The sequence below is a fragment of the Nocardia sp. NPDC127606 genome (assembly GCF_042671725.1).
Lineage (GTDB): Bacteria > Actinomycetota > Actinomycetes > Mycobacteriales > Mycobacteriaceae > Nocardia.
The window spans coordinates 20,755-44,157 of sequence record NZ_JBHXWQ010000011.1; the positions used below are offsets into that span (position 1 = coordinate 20,755).

The following is a 23,403-nucleotide window of genomic DNA, read 5'->3' on the forward strand; positions in this document are numbered from 1 at the left end:
TGAGGACATATTCCATGACCATCGAAATGCCGTTGCCCACAGACAATTCCGTGCGCAAGAGCCTGAGTACCACGGCTGCGCACAAGCTGACGCACACCACCAAATCCGAACCGCAGATGCAGGGCATCAGCTCGCGCTGGCTGTCACGCGCCCTGCCATGGGTGCAGGTCGCGGGCGGTATCTACCGGGTCAACCGCAGGCTCACCCACACCGTCGGCAACGGCGAAGTGGAATTCGTCGTCGACGGGTCACGGGCCAGGGTGATTCCGCAGGAACTCCGCGAGCTTCCGCCGCTGCGCCATATCGACGACGACGAACTCCTGCGCCCGCTCGCGGACAAATTCGTGCAATACGACCTCGATCCGGGAACGGTGGTCGCCGAATTCGGTAATCCGATGGATCAGGTGATCCTCGTCGTGCACGGAAAACTCGCCCGGCTCGGCTCCGGTCAATACGGCGAGTCGACCAAACTCGGCCTGCTGTCCGGCGGTGACTATTACGGCGAGGAAATGCTCACCGAGCCTTCGGCGATCTGGCCGGACACGGTGAAGACGGTGACCAGAACGACCATTCTCTGCCTGCCGAGACAACAATTCGAGCAATTTCTCGAGCTGAACCCGGAGCTGGATCGGATCCGCACCGAGGCGGCCCAGCGGTCGAGCCGGCTCCAGAACTCCAAGGGTGAAGCCGACATCGAGATCTCCTCCGGCCACTCCGGCGAACCGCTGCTCGAGGGCACTTTCGTCGACTACGACGCCAGCCCCCGCGAATACGAACTCAGCCTGGCCCAGAGCGTGCTGCGGGTCCACACCCGCGTCGCCGACCTGTTCAACGATCCGATGAACCAGGTCGACCAGCAGCTGCGGCTCACCGTCGAAGCGCTCTACGAGCGACGCGAACACGACCTGGTGAACAATGCCGAGTTCGGGCTGCTGCACAACTGCGACCTCAAACAGCGCATCACCACTGAATCCGGCGCGCCGACCCCCGACGACATGGACGAGCTGCTCAGCATGCGGCGCGGCACCAAATTCTTTCTCGCACATCCGAAAGCGATCGCCGCGTTCGGTCGCGAGTGTTCGCGCCGCGGTCTGTATCCCGATCCCGTGGAGTACCAGGGGCACCGGGTGCCCGCCTGGCGCGGCGTGCCGTTGCTGCCGTGCGGCAAGATCCCGGTCAGCGACACCCAGACCACATCGATCATGGCGATGCGCATCGGTGAGAAGGATCAGGGCGTCGTGGGTCTGCATCAGACCGGCATTCCCGACGAATACGAGCCGAGCCTCAACGTCCGGTTCAAGCAGATCGACGACCAGTCGATCATGTCGTACCTGGTGAGCTGCTATTACTCCGCGGCCGTCCTCGTTCCCGATGCGCTCGGCGTGCTGGACGACGTGCTCGTCGCGCGCCGAGCCGACTGATCGGCGCGGACCGTGTCCATCCTCACCAGGGTCGGCGCCCCGATCGCGGCAGGCGATCTGGCTGTCGCGGTGGCGGCCCTGTTGCACGGCGCCGCCGCCCCGGCCGACCTGTTCTCCGGCACCGCGACGCTCCCCCGACGCACACCCGCGGCCACCGGCTCGGTCACGCCGCGTCGTCTTCGCGGCCCGACCGGGATCGGCACTTCAGGCCTGCGATTGTTCCCGGCACGGACATCGCCTGTCGCATCCCCTGCGGAGACGACGAATTCCGCTGGGCAACAGTCGGTTCCCGCTCTCTACTGCCCACCTCCCGAGCGCGACGACCCGGCGCTCGCCGAGGCCGTCAACGCGGGTCTGCTCGCCTGGGCCGTCGAGATCGGCCTCTACGAAGGCCGACTCGACGAGCTCGCCAAGGCCGACTTCGGCCGGCTGATCATGCTCGCCCATCCCGATTGCGACGATCCCGACCGGCTGCTGGCCGCCGCACGCTGCGCGGTGGCGGAATGGTCGGTCGACGACTACTACTGCGAGGAGGACGCCCCTGGCGACACCGCACCCGACGGCACGCCGTCCAGCGCCGCCGCCGAACTCGGGCCACGGCTCGAGTTGGCCGCCGCCGCGATGGATCCGGCTCATCTGCCCACGCGGTACGCACCCAGGCTCGAACAGGCCATGCAGGCCGACCCGATTCTGCGCGCGTTCCGCACCTCGTTCGCGCACCTGGCGGGATACGCGAGCCCGGCGCAACTGGCCCGGTTACGCACCGAGATCGCGGGGTGGTTCATCGCGCTCGGCGCCGAGGCGGGCTGGCGCACCGCGGACCGGATGCCGCCGGTCTGGGAGTACCTGACCAATCGGCAGCCACACAGTTTCCTGCCGTGCATGGCACCGATCGACGCCGTCGGCGGCTACGAACTCACCGCCGCCGACTACGCCGACCCGGCGGTGCGGCGGGTGACCACCACCGCCGCGCTGGCCGCCCAGATGGTGAACGACCTGTATTCGATGGCGCGCGAAGACCTTTCGGGCGGCAGGGAGTTCAATCTGCCGACGGTCCTGGCCGCCGAGGAAGGCTGCAGCCGGGCCGATGCCGTGCTGCGCACCGCCCAGATCCACGACGAACTGATGCATCGCTTCGAACGGGAGGCGGCCCCCCTCGCCGCCTCGGGCTCACCCCAGCAGCGCCGCTTCCTGGCCGGGCTGTGGGCCTGGATGGGCGGCAACCGCGCCTGGCACGCGGGCAGCCGCCGCTACCACGACATCGCACCAGGAGAGGACGACAGATGACCATCGTCAACACCCCCGACCGCTCGGTCCTGCGCACCACCTATCAGCGTTCGGTGGCCGCGTACTGGAACAACAATCCCAACGACGACCGGGTCAATACCGAACTGGGCAAGGTCGACGGCCTCTACCACCACCACTACGGCATCGGCGAACCCGATTGGTCGGTGCTGGAAGGCCCCGAGAAGACCCGGCAGGAACGGATCGTGCGCGAACTGCACCGCCTCGAGACGGCCCAGGCCGACTATCTGCTCGACAACCTCGGCGCTGTCACCCCCGACGACCGGCTGATCGATGGTGGCTCGGGCCGGGGCGGCACGAGTTTCATGGCCGCCGATCGCTTCGGCTGCCACGTCGACGGGGTCAGCATCTCCGAGTACCAGGTCGGCTTCGCCAACGATCAGGCCGAGGCCCGCGGCGTGACCGAGCGGGTCGGGTTCCACTTCCGCAATATGCTCGACACCGGTTTCGTCGACGAGTCGGCGCGGGCCATCTGGACCAACGAAACCACCATGTACGTCGACCTTTTCGATCTGTTCGACGAATTCGCTCGCGTGCTCGAACCGGGTGGACGCTACGTGTGCATCACCGGCTGCTCCAACGATGTCACCGGCGGCCGGTCCGCTTCGGTCAGCTGGATCGACGCGCACTACGGCTGCATGATCCACCCGCGCAGCGAGTACTTCCGCGCACTGTCCGACAGCGGCCTCGTCCCCACCACGGTCGTCGACCTCACGCCCGACACCATCCCGTACTGGGAGTTGCGCACCCATTCCGAGCTCGCCACCGGCGTCGAGCAGCCGTTCCTCACCGCCTACCGCGAGGGCAGCTTCCAATACCTGATGATCGTCGCCGATAAGGTGGCCAGGTGACCGAGAAGCTCGCCGACCCGTCGACCGACCGCGAAGCCATGCTCGTCGAGTTGGTCGACGAATCAGGCGCGGCGATCGGAGCGTGCTCGGTGGCCGATGCCCATCGGCCACCGGGCACGCTCCACCGCGCCTTCTCCGTGCTGCTGTTCGACGCGCACGGACACGTCCTGCTCCAGCAGCGCGCGGCGGTGAAGACCCGGTTCCCGCTGCAGTGGGCAAACACCTGCTGTGGGCATCCGTTGCCGGGTCAGAGCGTTGTCGAGGCCGCTGCGATCCGGTTGCGCGAAGAGTTCGGGATGGCGGCCGAGCTCACGAAGGTCGGCGTGTTCACCTACCTCGCCGGCGACGAGAAGACCGGCCGTGTCGAGCACGAGTACGACCACGTCTTGATCGGCGTGGTCGGCGATGTGCCGCCGCGACCCGACCCGGCCGAGATCGCCCGCTGGGCGTGGATCCCCCCGCAGGAGGTACGTGCGGATCTGGCGGCGAACCCCGGCAAGTTCACGCCGTGGCTGTCCCAGGTGCTCGAGATCGCCGATCAGGCCCACCAGCGCTGACCTGGCTGTCCCTGCTTTCTTTTCTCGTCCCGGGTTCGCCCGTGGCGACCAACAGGATAGATGCGCATATCTATATTTGTAGATGGTTCTGAGTTCCTTGGGGAACTCACAGGCTCACCACAGTCCGTGAACAGGCCGCCCGACGAAGCTGGACATCGAACGGTCCGCACGATGGCGAGTGAGGTAGCGATGGTCGAGGTCGAGATCAACGACGACACGGTGACGGTCAATGTGCTCGGTGGGCATCGCCTGCTCGCCCTGCGCCAGCAGGTCGTGATCGACCGCGCCGCGATCACCGAGATCGCTACCGCCGAAGTGGACCTGCGGCCCCCGTGGGTCCGTGCCCCCGGCACCTTCATCCCCGGCGTGATCGCCGCGGGCGTCTACCGCGGCAAGGGCCGCAAAGAGTTCTGGGACACCACTTTCGGCGGCAGCGCCGTGCGGATCGACCTGGACGGGCCCGACTTCACCCGTCTGGTCGTCGACGTCGACGATCTCGCCGCGGTGCTGAACGCACTGGGCACCGAGACCGCCGGCGTCTGACCGGCATTCACGAACCGAACGATTCCAGCAGTCCCGCGTAAGTCTTCGGCGGCGGCGTCGCGAACTCTCCCCTACCCGACTTGCGCAGGCCCATCGTCAGCAGCGACTGCACGGTCAAGGTCGCCGCCGCGACGCCGTCGATCACCGGCACCCCGATCTCGTCGCGGATGTGCGCGCACAGATCGGCCATTCCGGCACACCCGAGCACCACAGCATCGGACCCGTCCTGCGCGACGGCGACCCGGCATGCCTCGGTGACGATCTTGCGCGCGTCCGGATCGGTTTCGAGGGCGAGTACCGGGATCTCGCATGCGTGGATCCCCCGGCAGAACCGTTGCATCCCATAGTGTTCCGCGAGATCGGCCGCCCGCCCGATGGTGCGACCGAGCGTCGTGACGACACTGAATCCGCGACCCAGATGACTCGCGGTGTGCATGGCCGCCTCAGCGATCCCGATCACCGGCCCCGCCGCCAGTTCCCGTGCCGCGTCCAAGCCCGGATCACCGAAGCAGGCGATGACGTACCCGTCCACGCCGTCGGCCTCACCCTGCCGGATCGCGGCGAGCAGGCCCGGCACGCTCATCGCCTCGTCGTAGTGGCTCTCGATCGAGGCGGGCCCGATCTCGGAGGTGACCGCGTCGAGCAGCGTGCCCCGGCCCGCGACGGCCAGCGCACACTGCTCGATCGTGTCGGTCATCGCCCGCGTGGTGTTCGGGTTGACGACCCGGATGCGCATCAGACACCGACCTCCTCGGCCGCGGCCGCGCGCGCGGCGCCGGTCAGCAGGTAGTAGACGACGAAGCCGATGCCGCAGCCGATGAACCAGCTGTACTGGGCGGCGGTGTGCATGCCGGGCAGGCTGTTGGCCAGCACCGGGAACACCGCCACCGCGGCGGCCACGGCGGTCGCGATGACCGCGGCCGGGTGATAGCCCTTCACGTAGTAATACCTCCCCTGCTCCGACATCGTGAACAGATCGTCGACGACCACCTTCTGCTTGCGCACCAGGTAGTAATCGCAGATCAGCACCCCGAACAGCGGTCCGATGAAGGCACCGAGCACCTCGAGGGTGTAGTGGATGACGTCGGGATTGTTATACAGATTCCAGGGCGTGATCAGCACCGAACCGACCGCCGCGATCATGCCGCCCGCCCGCCAGCTGATCCGCTGCGGACTCACGTTCGAGAAGTCGAAAGCCGGCGAGATGAAGTTCGCGACGATATTGATCCCGATGGTCGCGATGGTGAAGGTGAGTGCGCCGAGCACGATCGCGAACGTGGAATCGATCTTGGCGACGGTGGCGACCGGATCGGTGATGAGCTCGCCGTACACCGGCAAGGTCAGGGAAGCCGTGACCACCACCAGTACCGAGAAGACCAGGAAATTCACCGGAAGCCCGAGGAAGTTCCCCTTCTTCACCGCGGCGAAGCTCTTGCCGTATCGGGAGAAGTCACCGAAATTGAGCATCGGCCCCGAGAAATACGACACGACGAGCGCGATCGCGCCGAGCATCACCGGCACCGACGCCCAGCCGGTGTATTTCACATCGCCGAGTTTCAGGTCGATGGCACTCCAGCCCGCCTTCGCGATGAGGTAGCCGCAGAGCAGGAACATGACGACGTAGACGGCGGGACCGCAGAAGTCGATGAACTTGCGGATCGATTCCATGCCGCGCCAGAACACGCACGCCTGCACCACCCACAGCAGCAGGAAGCTGCCCCAGCCCAGGGCCGACAGTCCGAGGAACCCGTAGTCGGCGGTGACGGCGTAGGGCGCCAATCCCGGAAACAGCTTCACCAGAACGACATCCAATGCCGCCGACGCGAGGAAGGTCTGAATGCCGTACCAGGCCACCGCGATCAGCCCACGGATGATCGCGGGGATATTCGCGCCGAGCACACCGAACGCACTGCGACAGATCACCGGATAGGGCACCCCGGTCACCTGACTCGGTTTCGCCACCAGATTACAGAAGAAGTACACGATGGTAATGCCGATGAGCAGTGCGGCGAGCACCTGCCAACTGGCCAGCCCGAGTGCGAAAAGACTTCCCGCCGTGACATATCCGCCGACGCTGTGCACGTCCGACATCCAGAACGCGAAGATGTTGTAGGTGCCCCAACTCTGCTTGCGCAGCGGCGCCAGGTCCTCGTTCGTCAGCCGCGGATCATAAGTGGGTGGTTCACCGGCGGGAACCGCCGAGGACGTAATGGTGTCGGTCATGATCGTTCCCGTCCGAAAGGGTACATCTGCTGAACTGACGGTAAGTATCAGCAATTGCCCAGCGGTTTCCCGGGAATTTCGCGCCTATTGCACCGAAGATATATCTTCCGGCGCGAGCAGCCCGGTATCGGTCGGCAGGGTCGCGACCACGGTTTCCAGCCTGCGGTGGTGCTCCTCGGCGGCCACGAGCAGACGGTCGACATCGCGGGCGAGGAACGCGTCGAGCATGGCGATGTGGTCGATGTGCAGGCGCTCGCGGTCGAGTCGGTCGATGTGGACCATCGACTGCACCGGCTCGGTGACATTCCACGCGGCTTCGAGCATGTACAGCAGCCGGAACATCCGTGACGGCCGCGTCAGCGCCACGTGGAAGCTGCGGGACTGACGCTGGTATGCCTCGGGATCGTCGTCGAGGATGGCGCGTTCGAGCAGGTCGTTCACCGCGAGAAGGTGCGCGCGTTCGGCCTCGTCGGCGTGCAGCGCGGCCGCGGCGAGTGACGCCGTCTCCAAAGTGTCACGCACGATGTACATTTCGCGCAGTTCACGGGCGGTGAGCTGAGCTACCTGATAGCCGCGCTGCGGACGGTGGGTGACCAGGCCCTCCCCGATCAGCGTCTTGAGCGCCTCACGGACCGGGATGTGACTCACCCCGAACAGCTCGGCGACTTCACGCAGCGGGATCACGGTGCACGGCGGTACGGCGCCGTCGAGGATCACCCGGCGCAGTTCGCCCAGAATCACTTGCGGTCGGCCTGGCTCATCGACCACAAGCCTTGCGAGCAGCGCCGATCGTCGTCTCGGGGGCATGCGAACATGCTATGGACCACGTATTGCGCGCGGAGTGCTCGATGTGACAGTTAGGAAACGATCACCGTACCGACCGGTCCCTAGTGTTGGATGGCATGCTCGAAGGATGGGAGTTTCGACAGCGCAGTCGGTGGATCGCCGTTTCGTCCGCTTGGTCACCGTCTTCGACCATCTGTTCCGCAAGCCCTCGCACGGCGGTGGCGCACTGTGTGTGTATCTGCACGGCGAGCCCGTCGTCGATGTGTGGGCGGGCTACGCGAGTCCGGGCGTGCCGTGGACGGCGGACTCGGTGGCGTTGGGCTTCTCCACCGGAAAAGGCGTGGCCTCCACCGTGGTTCACCAGCTGGCCGATCGGGGACAGCTCGACTACGACAGCCCTGTCGCCGAGTACTGGCCGGAATTCGCCGCGGCGGGCAAGGCCGACATCACCGTACGCGATGTCCTCACCCACCGCGCCGGCCTGCACCGGCTGCGTGGCCTGCTGCCCGGACCGATCGAGAGTTTCCTCGATGACGCTGCCGTCACCGCCGCGCTGGCCGCCGCCACTCCCGATCCGCGGCATCGGGTCACCAGCGGCTATCACGGAATCAGCTACGGGCACTTGGCCGCCGAGATCGTCGCGCGGGTGACCGGCCGCGAGTTCGTCGATGTGGTGCGCACGGAACTGGCCGAACCTCTTGACGCCGAAGAACTCTGGTTCCGGGTGCCGCACGACCAGCGCCACCGCATCGCCACCACCTTCCCACGCCTGCGCGCCGCGGGCATGGAGTGGGACACCGGTTCCGATCTGCTCACCCGCACCCGTTTCGCCGCCGCCGCGGAGACCACCCCGCGCGGCTTCGCCGACCTGATCGTCGATGAGCGCGTCCACGATTCGGTGATGCCCGGCGTGAACGGCGTCTTCTCCGCCCGCGCTCTGGCCCGCGTCTATGCGGCCCTGGCCAACGGCGGCGAACTCGACGGCGCCCGCATCCTCTCCCCCGAAGCGATCCGCCGGTTCGCCACCCGCCAGGTCTTCACCCCCGACTATGTCCTGGCATTCCGCATCCCCTGGGCCATGGGCTTCCACGGTGTCCCGATGAAACCCTCCAAAGCCGACCCGATCTCCGCCTTCGGCCACTTCGGACTCGGCGGCTCCGGCGCCTTCGCCGATCCCGAAACCGGCCTCTCGCTGGCCTTCGTCACCAATCGTCTCGGCGGCAGGCTCACCCCGCTCGGCGACGCCCGCCTCACCCGCCTCGGCACCATCGCCCACAACATCGCGAAGTCGTCGCAACTCTCCTGAGCCATCGCCGGTCGGTTGATCACTGCACAATATGGACGCAACACCCGGATACACGACTCGCGATGCCGAACCTGGCACCATGTGGCCGATGGAGACCGTGGGACTGGAGCGGATCGAGGAAGCTGCGCGACTGCTGGCGCCGGTGATTCGACGGACACCGATCGTGGGGTCGCGGGTGTTGTCGGAGCGGGCGGGTACGCAGGTGCTGCTCAAATGCGAGAACTTGCAGCGCACCGGGTCGTTCAAACCGCGCGGGGCCTACAACCGGATCGCCAATCTCCCGGCGGCGGATCGGGCGCGGGGCGTGGTGGCAGCCAGCGCCGGCAACCATGCGCAGGGTGTGGCGTGGGCGGCGAGCGAGCTCGGGATCGCCTCGACGGTGTTCATGCCGGTCGGGGCCTCGCTGCCGAAGCTCGTCGCGACGCGCGCCTATGGTGCCGACGTGCATCTGGTCGGTGACACGATCGACGAATCCTTGGTCGCCGCACAGGACTTCGCTGATCGGACCGGCGCGACCCTGATTCATCCCTTCGACCATCCCGATATCGTCGCCGGTCAGGCGACGGTCGCGCTGGAAATACTCGAGCAGGTTCCCGAGGTGGGCACGGTCGTCGTGCCCACCGGTGGTGGCGGGTTGCTCGCCGGTGTCGCGGTGGCGTTGCACGCGCTGGCGCCGAATGTCCGGGTGATCGGCGTGCAGGCGGCCGAGGCGGCGGCGTGGCCGGATTCGCTGGCTGCGGGCAGGCCGGTCCGGGTGCCACGGATGTCGACGATGGCCGACGGTATCGCGGTCGGACTACCCGGCGCGGTGCCCTTCGCCCATGTCGCCGAGCTGGTGTCCGAGATCGTCACCGTCGACGAGGACGCCCTGTCCAGGGCCCTGTTGCTCTGCCTCGAACGGGCCAAACTCGTCGTCGAACCCGCAGGTGCGGCGGGCGTCGCAGCCTTGCTCACCTCCGCTCTCGAGGATCTACCCGGCCCGGTGGTGACCATCTTGTCGGGCGGAAATATCGACCCGCTGCTACTCACGCGCGTGATCGGCCACGGTCTCAGCGCCGCGGGCCGCTACCTGGCCATGCACGTGACGATCGACGACCGGCCAGGAGCCCTGTCCGCGCTGCTCGCCGTGGTCGGGCGCGCGGGCGCGAGCGTGGTGGATGTCGTGCACTCGCGGACGGGGCCGTGGCTGGCCGTCGACGAGGTCGAGGTCTCGCTCACCGTGGAAACCCGCGGCTCCGCGCACCGCGACGACGTCCTGGACGCACTGCGTGACTCGGGTTTTCGCGTACACGCCGAGCTCTAGAAACCGTGCGCTCACCGAGTTCCCGCACCACGAGCCCGGAGATCACCGCGTCAGTGCGCCATTTTCAACCCGACCACACCGGCAACGATCATCACCAGGAATACGGCCTTCACGACCGAGAAAGCTTCCGCGCCGGTGACCATGGCATAGACGACGGTCAGGACGGCGCCGATGCCCACCCAGACCGCATACGCGGTGCCGATGGGGAGATCGCGCATGGCCAGCGCCAGTCCGGTCATGCTGGCTGCCAGGGCAACGCCGAACACCACGGTCGGGGCGAGTCGGGTGAACCCTTCGGTCCGACCCAGCGCGGTGGCCCACACTGCTTCCAGCACACCGGAGATGACGAGCAGAATCCAAGACATGACGAGCCTCCTGTGGCCGTCTTGTCGCGTTCCGGGTACGGCTACCCTCGTCCGGGAGCCCCGTTCGGGCTCACTGCCAAGCTGTCACACCGGCAATCTCTTGGCAAGCGGGTGGTGGGTGAAGTCACCACCCGCCGCTTCAGCTCAACCAGGCGCGGGCGCCGTCGGCGGTCTTGCGGACCTCGTCGAGCTGTTCGGCCACACGCACACCGGCGGTGCCACCCCGCGCGTTCCGCGAGGCGATCGAACCCTGGACCGTGAGTACCTCGCGCACACCGGCGGTGAGCGCGGGGTCGACGGCGGCGAACTCTTCGTCGGTCAGCTCGTCGAGACCGACACCGCGCGCCTCGGCGACGCGCACGCACGCACCGGCCGCCTCGTGGGCGACACGGAACGGGACACCTTGGCGCACCATCCATTCCGCGATATCGGTGGCGAGGGTGAACCCGGCGGGTGCGAGTTCGGCCATCCGGTCGGTGTGAAAGGTCAGGGTGGCGACCAGGCCCGCGATGGCGGGCAGGAGCAGTTCGAGCTGGGCGACCGAGTCGAAGACCGGCTCCTTGTCTTCCTGCAGGTCCCGGTTGTACGCCAGCGGTTGGGCTTTCAGCGTGGCGAGCAGGCCGGTCAGGTTTCCGATCAGGCGGCCTGCCTTGCCACGGGTGAGCTCGGAGACATCGGGGTTCTTCTTCTGCGGCATGATCGACGAACCGGTGGACCAGGCGTCGGCCAGGGTCACATAGCCGAATTCCGGTGTGCTCCAGATGATGACCTCTTCGGCCATCCGGCTCAGATCCACACCGATCATGGCCAGCACGAACGCGGCCTCGGCGGCGAAGTCACGCGAGGACGTGGCGTCGATCGAATTGGCGGCGGAGGCGGTGAAATCCAGTTCGGCGGCGATCTGCTCGGGATCGAGGCCGAGCGAGGAACCGGCCAGCGCACCCGAACCGTACGGCGAGATGGCGGCGCGCTTGTCGAAGTCGCGCAGGCGTTCCAGATCGCGCAGCAGCGGGTGCGCGTGAGCGAGCAGGTGATGCGAGAGGAGTACCGGTTGGGCGGCCTGGAGGTGGGTCTTGCCCGGCATCACGGCGTCGGGATGCGCGGCGGCCTGGGCGACGAGCGCGTCGACCACGTCGAGCACACCGGCGGCGACGCGACGCACGCCGTCGCGCAGCCACATCCGGAACAGGGTCGCCACCTGGTCGTTGCGCGAACGACCGGCCCGCAGTCGACCACCGAGTTCGGTGCCGACCCGCTCGATCAGCCCGCGCTCGAGCGCGCCGTGCACGTCCTCGTCGGAGTCGGCGGGGCCGTAGGCGCCCGAGGCGACGTCGGCGGCGAGCGCGTCCAGACCGGCCAGCATGGCGGGCAGGTCGTCATCGGCGAGCAGTCCGGCCTTGTGCAGCACACGAGCGTGCGCCTTGGAGGCGCGAATGTCATAGGGAGCCAGCACCCAGTCGAAATGGGTCGACTTGCTCAGCGCCGCCATCGCCTCGGCCGGACCGGAAGCGAATCGCCCACCCCAGAGCGCACCTTCGTTGGTTCCACTGTGGGTCATAGTCGATGTCTCCTCCGGTCGGGATGGCGGGCATGGATGATGACGACACCGGCCGATCCGTGGGGACCGGCCGGTATCGAGACTACGAGGGTGATTCTGTGCCTATTACTTCTGGTTCAGGTCGCGGCGGGCGGCGACCTTCGAGGACAGGCCGTGGATCTGGACGAAGCCCTTGGCCAGCGACTGGTCGAAGGTGTCGCCCTCGTCGTAGGTGGCCAGGTTGAAGTCGTAGAGCGACTGCTCGGAGCGACGGCCGTTGACCACCGCGGACCCACCGTGCAGCACCATCCGGATCTCGCCGGTGACGGTCTGCTGGGTGTCGGAGATGAAGGCGTCGAGCGCGCGCTTGAGCGGGGAGTACCACAGGCCGTCGTAGGCCAGCTCGCCCCAGCGCTGCTCGACCTGCCGCTTGTAGCGGGCCAGCTCACGCTCGACGGTGACGGCTTCGAGGGCCTGGTGCGCGGTGATCAGCGCGATGGCGCCCGGCGCCTCGTAGATCTCGCGGCTCTTGATGCCGACGAGCCGGTCCTCGACCATGTCGAGACGGCCCACACCCTGGCGACCGGCGCGGGTGTTCATCTCCTCGATGGCCTGCAGCACCGAGACCGGGCGGCCGTCGATGGCGACCGGCACGCCCTTCTCGAAGGTGATGATGACCTCGTCGGGCGCCTCGAAGTTCACCGTCGGGTCGGCGGTGTAGTCGTAGACGTCCTTGGTGGGCGCGTTCCACAGGTCCTCGAGGAACCCGGTCTCGACCGCGCGGCCCCACACGTTCTGGTCGATGGAGAACGGCGACTTCTTGGTGACGTTGATCGGCAGGCTGTTCTGCTCGGCGAAGGCGATGGCCTTCTCGCGGGTCCAGGCGTAGTCACGGACCGGGGCGATGACCTCGAGGTCGGGCGCGAGCGCACCGATGCCGACCTCGAAGCGGACCTGATCGTTGCCCTTGCCGGTGCAGCCGTGCGAGACGGTGGTGGCGTTGTGGAACTTCGCGGCCTCGACCAGGTGCTTGACGATCAGCGGGCGGCTGATGGCCGAGACGAGCGGGTACTGGCCCATGTACATGGCGTTGGCCTGGATGGTGGGCAGGCAGTACTCGTCGGCGAACTCGTCGCGCGCGTCGACCACGATGGCCTCCACGGCGCCGCAGTCCAGTGCGCGCTGTCGGATCGCGCTCATGTCCTCGCCGCCCTGGCCCAGGTCGATGGCCACGGCCACCACCTCGGAACCGGTCTCCTTCGCGATCCAGCTGATGGCGACGGAGGTGTCAAGCCCACCGGAGTAGGCGAGTACGACGCGATCGGACATGTCTGTTGTGCTCCTCGAAGTCTGGTACGTAAGGCCTGCCGTGAGCAGTATGGATGCTCCGGCAGCCGGTTCGGCTCACGCCGTTGCTACAAATGATTATGCATGATGATGCAATCTCATTCATAACCGGGGGGCGCGGTCAGGGCCGGACGACACCCAAAAGGCCGATTACCTGCGACGACATCGTAAGCCCCCTTGGCGAGCAGTCTCGGCTGTGAGACGCTGGTCACAGCAGATAGCCACGGGTCGGGACCAAAGGAGCCATCATGCAGTCGCTACGTGATTTCGCCGAGGCCAACTACGACCTCATCGGCACGGTGGTCATCGGACTCGGAAACCTCGGACTGACGGTGGCCAAGGCCGTCATCGAGCTCGGCACCCCACTGCTCCAGGGATTCTTCGCCTGACCCCATCGACCTCGAATCCAGGGAGCACACCATGGACGAAGTCCTGCAGTTCCTCTCCGACAATTACAACGCCATCGCTGGTCTCGGGCTGTATGTCTTGCAAACAGGATTCGAGATCACCGCCCCGTTGACCTTGCTGATCCTGAATTTCCTCAACTCCTGACACCTCGCGTATGGCACGCTGGGAGAGCACTATTCGGCTCGCCACACGTGAGGACGAACAAGATGCTCCATTACATCGCGCAGGAATTCTCGATCCTCGGCAACGGTGTTCTCGATGTCGGCAAGGCCGTCGTCGACCTCGTTCAGGACATCATCGACATCGCCACGCCGAACAACCGTGGCGGCGGCCCGGGCGGCGGCCAGTACCCGTTCAACTGACGCTCCCCACCTCGCCTGGATTTCGGCGCGGGTTACCGCTGATCACCGACCCACGCCGCTAGTCTGCGAGCCATGACCGACGATGTGCGGCTCGACGCAGGTTCCGCAGGTCTCACGATCGCCCCTGGCGACGGCGGCGCGATCCACAGCCTCACCGTCGACGGCACCGAACTGCTCCGGCAGGATCCGGGCACCGGCTGTTTCGTCATGGCGCCGTGGGCCGGTCGGCTCGGCAACGGTGAACTGAGCGTCGGCGACCGCACGTATCAGATGCCGATCAACAACCCGCCGCACAGCATTCACGGCACCGCGCGCGACGGAGCGTGGGAGGTGGTCGCGGCTTCGCCGGCCGAGGCGACGATCAGTCATCGACTAGGTGATCCGTGGCCGTTCGCGGGCACGGTCACTCAGACTTTCACCCTCACCGACACCGGCCTCACCCTGGCCATGCGCATCGCCACCGATCGCGACGCCTTCCCCGCCCAAGGCGGCTGGCATCCGTGGTTCCTGCGCGAAGTCGCGCCCGCGACAGGGCCGGTGCGGCTCGATTTCGACCCGGCATGGCAGTGCGAACGCGGCGACGACTACCTGCCCACCGGCCGCAAGATCGCGCCGACGCCGCCACCGTGGGACGACTGCTTCGGCATGCCCAACGGCGTTCTGGCCCGCCTCACCTGGCCCGGATTTCTGGAATTCACCATCACCAGCCCGGTCCACGACGTGGTCGTCTGGACACTGCCGGAGCAATCCCTGTCGGTGGAGGCCCAGTCCGGCCCACCCAACGGCCTCAAGACCGAACCACGGATGGTCACACCCGACTCACCACTCGATGTACGCGTCGACTGGGCCTGGCAACGTTTGTCGAGGGACCGGACGGCTCGGAAGCCCGAGTAGCCCGGCACCACAGCCGATTACGGTGAATCCGCGCCGATCGACTCGCGGCCGTCGGCTATCGAGCCGCACAAGACCTGCACCGGCCTCGGCTATGTCTGCTCTCTCGCCGGAACAGCGGCCCTCACCTCACTTTCGGTGAGCGAGCGGACGCTGCGGAAGGTGAGCGCGACAAGGAAGGTCAGGGCGGCGATGACGGCGGCTGCCGCGAAGGCGGCGGTCATGCCGCCGACCAGGGCATGGGTGGGTGAACCGCCCGCGTCGCGCGCGGCGGTGCCGAAGATCGTCACCAGGATCGCCAAGCCCAGCGCGCCGCCGGTCTGCTGCATGGTCTGCAGGGCGCCGCCCGCCGCACCCGCCTCGTCGGGCGAGACCGTGGACATGATGATCACGTTCAGCGGCGAGAACGCCAGCCCGATACCGCAGCCCATCGCGACCATCGCCACGAACAGCAGTGGGAAATAGCCGGAGTTCTCCGAAAGCCGGGTCAGCAGTATGAGTCCGATGACCATGGCGACGGAGCCGGTGAGCGTCACCGGCTTCGGACCCCAGCGCGCCAGTAGCCGCGGGATCAGCCGGATCATGGTGAACATCAGCACCGCCGTGGGCAGGAACGCGAAACCCGTTGCCAACGAGCTCATTCCCAGCACATCCTGCAGATACTGCGTGAGGAAGAAGAACATCGACATGCCTGCCATCGGCCCGAGGAACATGTTCAGATAGGCGGCGCCACGGTTGCGATCGGCGAACAGGTGCAGGGGCAGAAGTGGTTGTGGCGCACGCAGTTCGATCGCGATGAAGGCCGCCAGCAAGGCCGCCCCGACCGCGAGCCAGATGTCGGTGCCCGCCGCGCCCCAACCGTGCGAGGCGGCACTGATGAAACCGTAGACCAGGGCGGCCACGCCCGCGGTCGCCGTCACCGCGCCCGGCAGGTCGAGCCGAGCGGCACGACGCGGCAAGTCGGGCAGGTACCGCAATGCGAGCATCGCGATGACCAGGCCGAACGGCACATTGATGAACAGCACCGAGCGCCAGCCGAACCATTCCGTGAGCAACCCGCCGACGATCAAGCCGATCGCGAATCCGGCGCTGGACATCCCGGAGAACAGAGCGAGCACCCGGATTCGAGCCTTGGGCTCGGTGAACGTAGTGGTCAGTAGCGCAAGGGTATTCGGCCCGGCCATGGCGCCGCCGATGCCCTGGAGCACGCGGGCCGCGAGCAACCACCCGGCCGATGGCGCCAGGCCACCGGCCAGCGAGGCCACGGTGAACAGCACCACGCCCGCGATGAACATGGTGCGCCTGCCGAACAGGTCGCCCGCACGGCCGCCGAGCAGCAACAGGCCGCCGAAGACGAGCGTGTAGGAATTCATCACCCAGGACAGGCCGGTCGCGCTGAACTCCAGGTCGGTCCTGATGTGCGGTAGCGCCACATTCATCACGGTGATATCGAGAACGATCATGAGCTGACAGGTCAGCAGGGTGACCAGGACGATCCGTGGCCGAACGCGTTCGACCCGGTCGTTTTCGGAGAGTGTGGGGGTAGTCAAGAACGCTCCATCAACAAGGAACTAAAACGGAGAGAGTCTCCGTTTATGACAGAGTTAGCATAGGGAGAAAGTCTCCGGTTCCGCAAGACTAAACGGAGACTTCATCCGTTTCCAGTGGAGGATCTCGTGGACGCACCGTCGCGGCCGATGCGCGCCGACGCACGCCGCAATTACGAGCGCATCGTCGACTGCGCCCGCGACGCGTTCGCCGAGCACGGCACCGACGCGCCCCTCGATGACATCGCACGGCGCGCGGGCGTCGGTCCAGGAACGCTGTATCGCCACTTCCCGAATCGCACCACGCTCATGGAAGCGGTGTACCGCTCCAACATCGAGACCCTCGCCGCACGGGCCGACGAATTACGCCGAACCCACGCCCCCCTCGCCGCGTTCGACGCCTGGTTCGGCGAACTGGTCACCTACATCCTCGAAAAACACGGCCTGGCAACCACTCTCAAAGCGGCCATCGATCGCACCTCGGACACCTTCACCGCCTGCTCCACCCTGCTGGCCGAAGCCGCGGGCAGCGTGCTGATTCCGGTGCAGGAGGCAGGCGCCATCCGCCCCGAAGTGAGCCCCCGCGACATCCTGCGCCTGGGCCACGGCATCGGCGCGGGCTGCCAAGCCGCGGCCGACTCCGCACCGCTGCTCACCGACGTGGCGCTCGCGGGGCTGCGCGTCCAGCGTTAGTCAGGCCAGGCCTTCGATTTTCGCCGCCAGTTCGGCGCCGGTGAGGGGTTCGCGGGCGATGACGGCGATGGTGTCGTCACCGGCGATGGTGCCGACGATGTAGGGCAGGGCGGCGCGGTCGAGGGCGCTGGCCAGGAAGTGGGCCGCGCCGGGCGGGGTGCGCAGGACGGCGAGATTGCCGCTGGCGTCGGTGGAGACGAGCAAGTCGCCGAGGAGTTTGGACAGGCGGCCGGTGCCGCCGGTGACCCCACGCACGGGGCTGCCGTCCTCGGGAACGATGTAGACGCCCGCGCCGCCGTCGGCCGCGCGCAGTTTCACCGCGCCGAGTTCGTCGAGGTCGCGCGACAGGGTGGCCTGGGTGGTCTCGATACCCTCGGCCGACAGCAGGGCGGCGAGTTCGGTCTGACTGCGGACCGAATGCGAGGTCAGCAGTTCGATGATGCGGGACTGGCGGCCGGCGCGGGTGCGGGCGATGGCGGGCGAGCCCTTCTCGGGTGCGCTCATGCCTGCGCCTCGCTGTCGCTCGGCTCCGGCATGACCGCACGGGCGGCTGTGTTTTCCGGCCGCTCGCTGCGCTCGCTCATCGCCTGGCCCCCACGCCGGCCCCGGTTCGCGGTCTCACGCGGCGGCTTTCGCGAGCAGCCACACCAGCAGCGCCTTCTGCGCGTGCAAACGGTTCTCGGCTTCGTCCCAGACCACACTGTGTTCGCCGTCGAGCACCTCGTCGGTGATCTCCTCGCCGCGGTGCGCCGGAAGGCAATGCAGCACAATCGCTTCCGAAGCCGCGTGGGCGAGCAGCTCGGTGTTGAGCTGGAACGAACGGAACGGGCCGACGCGGTCGAGGCCGTCGTTCTCCTGACCCATGGAGGTCCAGGTGTCGGTGACGAGCACGTCCGCGCCGGTCGCGCCGACCTCCGGGTCGCCCGTGACCGACACGGTCGCACCGGTTTCCGCGGCGCGCTTGGCGGCGGCGTCCAGGATCCACGGCAGCGGTTCGAAGCCCGCGGGCGCGGCCACGGTCACGTTCATGCCCGCCGTCACGCCACCGAGCAACAGCGAGTGCGCCATATTGTTGGCGCCGTCACCGAAGTAGGTGAGGTTCAGCCCCGCGAGGGTCCCCTTACGCTCGCTGATCGTCTGCAGATCGGCCAGCACCTGGCAGGGGTGGAACTCGTTGGACAGCGCGTTCACCACGGGAACCGTTGCGGTGACGGCCATCTCGTCGAGGCGGGACTGTTCGAAGGTCCGCCACACGATGGCGTCGACGTAGCGCGAGAGCACGCTGCCGGTGTCGCCGAGGGTCTCCTCACGACCCAGCTGGGTGTCGCGACCGTCGACGACCACCGCGTGCCCGCCGAGCTGCGCGATGCCCAGCTCGAACGAGAAGCGGGTGCGGGTGGAGTTCTTCTCGAAGATCACCCCGACTCCGCGCGGGCCGTCGAGCGGCCGGTGCGCGAAGGGGTCCTTCTTCAATTCGGCGGCGATGGCGAGGATCTCGGCCTGTTCGGCCTGGCTCACATCGTCGTCGCGCAAGAAATGACGCAGGGTCACTTGGTCGCTCCCTTAGCATCGGCGGCGGCCTTGTCGAGGATCTCGGGCAGGTCGGCGACGAAATTGTCGGCCTGGGTTTCGGTGAGCACCAGAGGCGGCGCCAACCGGATCACGTCGGGCTTGGCGGGGTTCAGCAGGTAGCCGGCCTCGCGGGCCCGTTCGTCGACATACGCGGAGATGTCGTTCTTCAGCACGATGCCGATGAGCAGACCCGCACCACGCACGTGGTCGATCTCCGGATGCTCGAGCAACGCGATGCCGTCGCTGAGCTTCTTGCCCACCCACTCCACGTGGGTCAGCAGGTTGTCGGAGTCGATCGTGCGCAGCACGGCCAGAGCCGCCGCGGCACAGACGGGATTGCCGCCGAAGGTGGTGCCGTGCAGACCCGGCGTGAGCAGTTCGGCGGCCCGGCCCTGGGCCAGCACGGCGCCGATCGGCAGCCCGCCACCGAGACCCTTGGCCAGGGTGATCGCATCGGGCACGATGCCCGCCGCCTGGTGCGCGAAAAACGTTCCGGTGCGCCCGATTCCGGTTTGCACCTCGTCGAGGATCAGCAGCGCCCCGGCCCGCGAGGTGATCTCACGCGCCTTGGCCAGGTAGTCGAACGGCGGGACGACCACACCGCTCTCCCCCATCATCGGCTCGAGAAACACCGCGGCGGTGTCGGAATCGACCACGGCTTCGAGCGCGGCGGCGTCACCGTAGGGCACGTGCACGACGCCGGGCGGCATCGGCTCGAACGGCGTCCGCTTGGCCGGCTGACCGGTGAGGGCCAGCGCACCCATGGTGCGACCGTGGAACGCCTCCTCGGCGGCGACGATCTTGGCCCGCCCGGTGAGCCGCGCGATCTTGAACGCGGCCTCGTTGGCCTCGGTGCCGGAGTTGCAGAAGAACGCCTTGCCCTCACCGTCGCCGAAGTGGGCCAGCAGCTTCTCGGCCAGCTCGATCACGGGCTCGCTGGCATACAGGTTCGACACGTGGCCGAGCGTGCCCAGTTGCTGGGTGACCGCCTCCAGGATGGCGGGGTGGGCGTGGCCGAGGCTGTTGACCGCGATGCCACCGAGGAAGTCGATGTAGCGCTTGCCGTCGGCGTCGTAGAGCACCGCACCGGCGCCGCGCACCAGCGCGACCTTCGGGGTGCCGTAGTTGTCCATCATCGCGGCCGACCACCGCTGCTGCAGCTTCTCTACTTCGCTCATGATTGCGTTCCATCCGGCGACCCGGCGGGGGTCACCATGGTTCCGATTCCTTCTCCGGTGAACAGTTCCAGTAGTACCGAATGCGGCACGCGCCCGTCGATCACGTGGGCACTGGGGACCCCGCCGAGCACGGCGCGCAAGCACGCTTCCATCTTCGGCACCATGCCCGCATCGAGGCGCGGCAGCAACTTCGCCAACGCGTCGGTGTCGATCTGACCGGTCAGCGAGGAGCGGTCCGGCCAGTCGGTGTAGAGGCCCTCGACGTCGGTGAGCACCACGAGCTTCTCCGCGCCGATGCCCTCGGCCAGTGCGGCGGCGGCGGTGTCGGCGTTGATGTTGTGCACCACGCCGTCGGCGTCGGGGGCGATGGTGGAGACCACCGGGATGCGGCCCGCGTCGATCAGGTCGAGCACGGCGCCGGGGTTGACCTCGGTGACGTCGCCGACCAGGCCGATGTCGGTGGCGACGCCCTCGACGGCGACGGTGCGCCGGGTGGCGGTGAACAGGTGCGCGTCCTCACCGGAGATGCCGACCGCGTACGGGCCGTGCGCGTTGATCAGCCCGACGAGCTCACGGCCCACCTGACCGAACAGCACCATCCGCACCACGTCCATCACCTCGGGGGTGGTGACGCGGAAGCCGCCGCGGAATTCGCCTGCCATGCCGAGCCTTTTCAGCATGGCGTTGATCTGCGGGCCACCACCGTGCACGACCACGGGATGTACGCCCACGGTGCGCAGGAACGCCATGTCGGCGGCGAAGGCGGCCTTGAGTTCGTCGTCGACCATGGCGTTGCCGCCGTACTTCACGACCACGATCTTGTCGCGGAACTTCTGCAGCCACGGCAGCGCGTCGGCGAGCACGTGCGCCTTGTCCAGCGCCGAAAGCGTGTGCACCACAATGTTACTCATGAGCTGTACGCCGAGTTCTCTTCGACGTAGGCGTGCGAGAGGTCGGTGGTGCGCACCATCGCGGTGCCCTCGCCCACGTTGAGCTCGATCAGCACGTCGACGTCCTCGCCGGACAGGTCGACCTCCCGGGCGCCGGGCGCGCCGACACTGTCGACGCAGACCGGATTGCCGTTGAACGACACCGTGATCCGGTTCGGATCCAGGGTCACCGGTGCGATCCCGACGGCGGCGAGCACGCGGCCCCAGTTCGGGTCGGAGCCGAACAGCGCGGTCTTGACCAGACTGTCGCGGGCGACCACGCGGGCGACGGTGAGCGCCTCGTCCTCGGAGACCGCGCCGGCGACGGTGACCTGGACCCGCTTGGTGACGCCCTCGGCGTCGGCCATCAGCTGGGCGGCCAGGTCGTCACACACGGTGAACACCGCGGCGTCGAGATCCTCCTGGGAGGGCGCGACGCCGCTGGCGCCGTTGGCCAGCAGCAGCACGGTGTCGTTGGTAGAGCAGGAGCCGTCGACATCGAGCCGGTCGAAGGTGTACTTGGTGGCCTTGCGCAGGGCGGAGTCGAGCTGCTCGGGCGTGGCCACCGCGTCGGTGGTGAGCACGACGAGCATGGTGGCCAGCGAGGGTGCGAGCATCCCCGCGCCCTTGGCCATGCCGCCGACATTCCACTTGTCCTCGCTGTGGAACGCCGACTCCTTCGGCACGGTGTCGGTGGTCATGATGGCGTGGGCGGCGTCGGAGCCACCTGACATGCCGCCGCCCATCTCGTGCACGATCTCGGTGACCGCCGGGATGAGCTTGTCCATCGGCAGGCGGTCACCGATGAGACCGGTGGAACAGACCGCGATCTCGCCCGCGCCGGTCTCGGTGCCCCAATTGCTCAGTGCCGCGGCGAGTTCCTCGGCGGTCTTGTGGGTGTCCTGGAAACCGCCGTGGCCGGTGCAGGCGTTCGCGCCGCCGGAGTTCAGGATCACCGCGCGTAGGTGACCGGTCTTCAGCACCTGCTGCGACCACAGCACCGGTGCGGCCTTGACCTGGTTGCTGGTGAAGACACCGGCCGCCGAGTACTCGGGGCCCTCGTTGAGCACCAGCGCGAGGTCCGGCTTGCCGCTGGCCTTGATGCCGGCCGCGATGCCCGCCGCGCGGAAACCCAGTGGCGCGGTGACGCCCTGGGTGTGGATCAGTTTGCCGTGGTCCGGGGTCTGCGGATCAGGGGTCGTCACGGTGCCACTCCTACGGTGGAAAGTCCTGCGGTCTCGTCGAATCCGACGGCCAGATTCATCGATTGCACCGCGGCGCCCGCGGTGCCCTTGGTCAAGTTGTCGATCGCGCCGATCACCACGAGCAGACCCGCGTCGGTATCGACGGTGACCTGCAGGGTGATGGCGTTGGAGCCGAGCACCGAACCGGTCTGCGGCAGTACGCCTTCGGGTAGCAGGTGCACGAAAGGTTCGTCGGCATAGGCTTTTTCGTAGACGGCGCGCGCCTGCGCGGCGTCGACCTTCACCGGGGCGGTGCAGGTGGCGAGGATGCCACGCGGCATCGGCGCCAGCACCGGAGTGAACGACACCGAGACATCCACGCCGCCCGCGGCTTTCAGGTTCTGCGCGATCTCGGGAGTGTGCCGGTGCGCGCCCGCGATGCCGTAGGCCCGAACGCTGCCCATCACCTCGGAGCCGAGCAGACCGACATCGAGTTTGCGACCGGCACCCGAAGTGCCGCTCACCGCAACGACATTCACGGCGGGCTCGATGATCCCGGCGGCGATCGCCGGGGCCAGCGCCACACTGGACACGGTCGGGTAGCAGCCGGGCACGGCGATCCGCCGGGCACCGGTGAGCTTCGCCCGTCCACCGGGCAGTTCGGGCAGACCATAGGGCCAGCTGCCCGCGTGGGGACTGCCGTAGTACCGCTCCCAGGCGGCGGCGTCGGTGAGCCGGTAGTCGGCGCCACAGTCGATGACGACCGTCTCGTCGGGCAGGGCGGCCGCGATCGCGCCGGACTGCCCGTGCGGGAGGCCGAGGAACACGATGTCGTGACCGGCCAGGACCTCGGGGGTGGTCTCGTCGAGAATCCGGTCTGCCAGGGGCAGCAGATGCGGCTGCAGCGCGCCCAGCGCGGTACCCGCGTTGGAACCGGCGGTCAGCGCCCCGATCTCGAGGCGCCCCGCTCGGTATTCGGGATGACCGAGCAGTAGACGCAACACTTCGCCACCGGCGTATCCACTCGCACCGGCAACCGCCACCCGCAACACGGGTCCTCCCGACGTATCGACCATGTGATGATTATGCACGACT

The 23,403-nt window shown here is 67.5% G+C and carries 25 protein-coding genes and 1 riboswitch; of the genes, 12 read left to right on the forward strand and 13 right to left on the reverse strand.

Translation table 11 applies throughout. The features are described from left to right. Positions 1–14 precede the first annotated feature (14 nt). The 5 genes from ACFVJ5_RS32375 to ACFVJ5_RS32395 all read left to right on the forward strand — a co-directional run bounded on the left by ACFVJ5_RS32375 (position 15) and on the right by ACFVJ5_RS32395 (position 4,677). On the forward strand, positions 15–1,421 hold the full coding sequence (locus tag ACFVJ5_RS32375; protein WP_379226069.1) for a family 2B encapsulin nanocompartment shell protein: 1,407 nt from the start codon (positions 15–17) through the stop codon (positions 1,419–1,421). A 12-nt stretch (positions 1,422–1,433) separates the two neighbouring features. Beyond that, positions 1,434–2,708, forward strand: coding sequence for a family 2 encapsulin nanocompartment cargo protein terpene cyclase (locus tag ACFVJ5_RS32380; RefSeq protein WP_379226071.1), 1,275 nt, complete (start codon positions 1,434–1,436; stop codon positions 2,706–2,708). Then, positions 2,705–3,577, forward strand: a complete 873-nt coding sequence (locus ACFVJ5_RS32385) for a geranyl diphosphate 2-C-methyltransferase (RefSeq protein ID WP_379226073.1) — start codon at positions 2,705–2,707, stop codon at positions 3,575–3,577. Before ACFVJ5_RS32380 ends, ACFVJ5_RS32385 begins: the two co-directional genes overlap by 4 nt. After that, on the forward strand, positions 3,574–4,134 hold the full coding sequence (gene idi / locus ACFVJ5_RS32390) for an isopentenyl-diphosphate Delta-isomerase (RefSeq protein WP_379226075.1): 561 nt from the start codon (positions 3,574–3,576) through the stop codon (positions 4,132–4,134). Before ACFVJ5_RS32385 ends, idi begins: the two co-directional genes overlap by 4 nt. 171 nt (positions 4,135–4,305) lie before the next feature. Further along, the gene (locus ACFVJ5_RS32395; protein ID WP_378636902.1) at positions 4,306–4,677 is read left to right on the forward strand and encodes a hypothetical protein; all 372 of its coding nucleotides are present in this window, start codon (positions 4,306–4,308) and stop codon (positions 4,675–4,677) included. A gap of 7 nt (positions 4,678–4,684) precedes the next feature. Here ACFVJ5_RS32395 and ACFVJ5_RS32400 read toward each other — a convergent pair whose 3' ends face one another. From ACFVJ5_RS32400 to ACFVJ5_RS32410, 3 genes are all read right to left on the reverse strand, one after another. Then, entirely contained in the window at positions 4,685–5,413 is a 729-nt protein-coding gene (locus ACFVJ5_RS32400) for an aspartate/glutamate racemase family protein (RefSeq protein WP_379226077.1), read from the reverse strand. Beyond that, positions 5,413–6,900 carry an NCS1 family nucleobase:cation symporter-1 gene (locus ACFVJ5_RS32405; RefSeq protein ID WP_379226079.1) on the reverse strand — a complete coding sequence of 496 codons (1,488 nt, stop codon included), beginning with the start codon at positions 6,898–6,900 and terminating at the stop codon, positions 5,413–5,415. Before ACFVJ5_RS32405 ends, ACFVJ5_RS32400 begins: the two co-directional genes overlap by 1 nt. A gap of 84 nt (positions 6,901–6,984) precedes the next feature. Next, entirely contained in the window at positions 6,985–7,707 is a 723-nt protein-coding gene (locus tag ACFVJ5_RS32410) for a GntR family transcriptional regulator (RefSeq protein WP_379226081.1), read from the reverse strand. Between the two features lie 106 nt (positions 7,708–7,813). Between ACFVJ5_RS32410 and ACFVJ5_RS32415 the strand changes: the two genes are divergently transcribed. After that, positions 7,814–8,992 carry a serine hydrolase domain-containing protein gene (locus tag ACFVJ5_RS32415; RefSeq protein ID WP_379226083.1) on the forward strand — a complete coding sequence of 393 codons (1,179 nt, stop codon included), beginning with the start codon at positions 7,814–7,816 and terminating at the stop codon, positions 8,990–8,992. 79 nt (positions 8,993–9,071) lie between these two features. Continuing rightward, complete coding sequence (gene ilvA / locus ACFVJ5_RS32420) at positions 9,072–10,295, forward strand: threonine ammonia-lyase (RefSeq protein WP_379226394.1); 1,224 nt, start codon at positions 9,072–9,074, stop codon at positions 10,293–10,295. A 50-nt stretch (positions 10,296–10,345) separates the two neighbouring features. Here ilvA and ACFVJ5_RS32425 read toward each other — a convergent pair whose 3' ends face one another. From ACFVJ5_RS32425 to ACFVJ5_RS32435, 3 genes are all read right to left on the reverse strand, one after another. Next, on the reverse strand, positions 10,346–10,660 hold the full coding sequence (locus tag ACFVJ5_RS32425) for a DMT family transporter (protein ID WP_379226085.1): 315 nt from the start codon (positions 10,658–10,660) through the stop codon (positions 10,346–10,348). Between the two features lie 10 nt (positions 10,661–10,670). Further along, positions 10,671–10,735: riboswitch (guanidine-III (ykkC-III) riboswitch) on the reverse strand. 64 nt (positions 10,736–10,799) lie between these two features. After that, the gene (argH, locus tag ACFVJ5_RS32430) at positions 10,800–12,218 is read right to left on the reverse strand and encodes an argininosuccinate lyase (protein ID WP_379226087.1); all 1,419 of its coding nucleotides are present in this window, start codon (positions 12,216–12,218) and stop codon (positions 10,800–10,802) included. Positions 12,219–12,323: 105 nt separating this feature from the next. Next, entirely contained in the window at positions 12,324–13,526 is a 1,203-nt protein-coding gene (locus tag ACFVJ5_RS32435) for an argininosuccinate synthase (RefSeq protein ID WP_056824327.1), read from the reverse strand. A gap of 266 nt (positions 13,527–13,792) precedes the next feature. Between ACFVJ5_RS32435 and ACFVJ5_RS32440 the strand changes: the two genes are divergently transcribed. The 4 genes from ACFVJ5_RS32440 to ACFVJ5_RS32455 all read left to right on the forward strand — a co-directional run bounded on the left by ACFVJ5_RS32440 (position 13,793) and on the right by ACFVJ5_RS32455 (position 15,208). Continuing rightward, positions 13,793–13,933 (forward strand): hypothetical protein, encoded by a 141-nt coding sequence (locus ACFVJ5_RS32440; protein WP_379226089.1) that lies wholly within the window; start codon positions 13,793–13,795, stop codon positions 13,931–13,933. 31 nt (positions 13,934–13,964) lie between these two features. Then, the gene (locus tag ACFVJ5_RS32445) at positions 13,965–14,096 is read left to right on the forward strand and encodes a hypothetical protein (RefSeq protein ID WP_281258043.1); all 132 of its coding nucleotides are present in this window, start codon (positions 13,965–13,967) and stop codon (positions 14,094–14,096) included. A gap of 62 nt (positions 14,097–14,158) precedes the next feature. Continuing rightward, the gene (locus tag ACFVJ5_RS32450; RefSeq protein ID WP_379226091.1) at positions 14,159–14,314 is read left to right on the forward strand and encodes a hypothetical protein; all 156 of its coding nucleotides are present in this window, start codon (positions 14,159–14,161) and stop codon (positions 14,312–14,314) included. A 72-nt stretch (positions 14,315–14,386) separates the two neighbouring features. After that, positions 14,387–15,208 carry an aldose 1-epimerase gene (locus ACFVJ5_RS32455; protein ID WP_379226093.1) on the forward strand — a complete coding sequence of 274 codons (822 nt, stop codon included), beginning with the start codon at positions 14,387–14,389 and terminating at the stop codon, positions 15,206–15,208. 89 nt (positions 15,209–15,297) lie between these two features. Here ACFVJ5_RS32455 and ACFVJ5_RS32460 read toward each other — a convergent pair whose 3' ends face one another. Then, positions 15,298–16,755 (reverse strand): MFS transporter, encoded by a 1,458-nt coding sequence (locus tag ACFVJ5_RS32460; protein WP_379226094.1) that lies wholly within the window; start codon positions 16,753–16,755, stop codon positions 15,298–15,300. A gap of 126 nt (positions 16,756–16,881) precedes the next feature. On the opposite strand from ACFVJ5_RS32460, the gene ACFVJ5_RS32465 reads away from it, so the two are divergent. Beyond that, complete coding sequence (locus tag ACFVJ5_RS32465; protein WP_379226096.1) at positions 16,882–17,445, forward strand: TetR/AcrR family transcriptional regulator; 564 nt, start codon at positions 16,882–16,884, stop codon at positions 17,443–17,445. Here the strand turns inward: ACFVJ5_RS32465 and ACFVJ5_RS32470 are convergent, their stop codons facing one another. From ACFVJ5_RS32470 to argC, 6 genes are all read right to left on the reverse strand, one after another. After that, positions 17,446–17,949 (reverse strand): arginine repressor, encoded by a 504-nt coding sequence (locus ACFVJ5_RS32470; protein ID WP_378636937.1) that lies wholly within the window; start codon positions 17,947–17,949, stop codon positions 17,446–17,448. Between the two features lie 114 nt (positions 17,950–18,063). Then, on the reverse strand, positions 18,064–18,996 hold the full coding sequence (argF, locus tag ACFVJ5_RS32475; protein WP_379226098.1) for an ornithine carbamoyltransferase: 933 nt from the start codon (positions 18,994–18,996) through the stop codon (positions 18,064–18,066). Then, positions 18,993–20,195 carry an acetylornithine transaminase gene (locus tag ACFVJ5_RS32480; protein WP_379226100.1) on the reverse strand — a complete coding sequence of 401 codons (1,203 nt, stop codon included), beginning with the start codon at positions 20,193–20,195 and terminating at the stop codon, positions 18,993–18,995. Before ACFVJ5_RS32480 ends, argF begins: the two co-directional genes overlap by 4 nt. After that, on the reverse strand, positions 20,192–21,106 hold the full coding sequence (gene argB / locus ACFVJ5_RS32485) for an acetylglutamate kinase (RefSeq protein ID WP_379226102.1): 915 nt from the start codon (positions 21,104–21,106) through the stop codon (positions 20,192–20,194). The genes ACFVJ5_RS32480 and argB overlap by 4 nt, the downstream gene beginning before the upstream one ends. Continuing rightward, positions 21,103–22,329, reverse strand: coding sequence for a bifunctional glutamate N-acetyltransferase/amino-acid acetyltransferase ArgJ (gene argJ, locus ACFVJ5_RS32490; protein WP_379226104.1), 1,227 nt, complete (start codon positions 22,327–22,329; stop codon positions 21,103–21,105). The genes argB and argJ overlap by 4 nt, the downstream gene beginning before the upstream one ends. Beyond that, a complete protein-coding gene (argC, locus tag ACFVJ5_RS32495; protein ID WP_379226106.1) occupies positions 22,326–23,384 on the reverse strand; it encodes an N-acetyl-gamma-glutamyl-phosphate reductase in 1,059 nt (352 codons plus the stop codon). The genes argJ and argC overlap by 4 nt, the downstream gene beginning before the upstream one ends. Between the last annotated feature and the right edge of the window lie 19 nt (positions 23,385–23,403).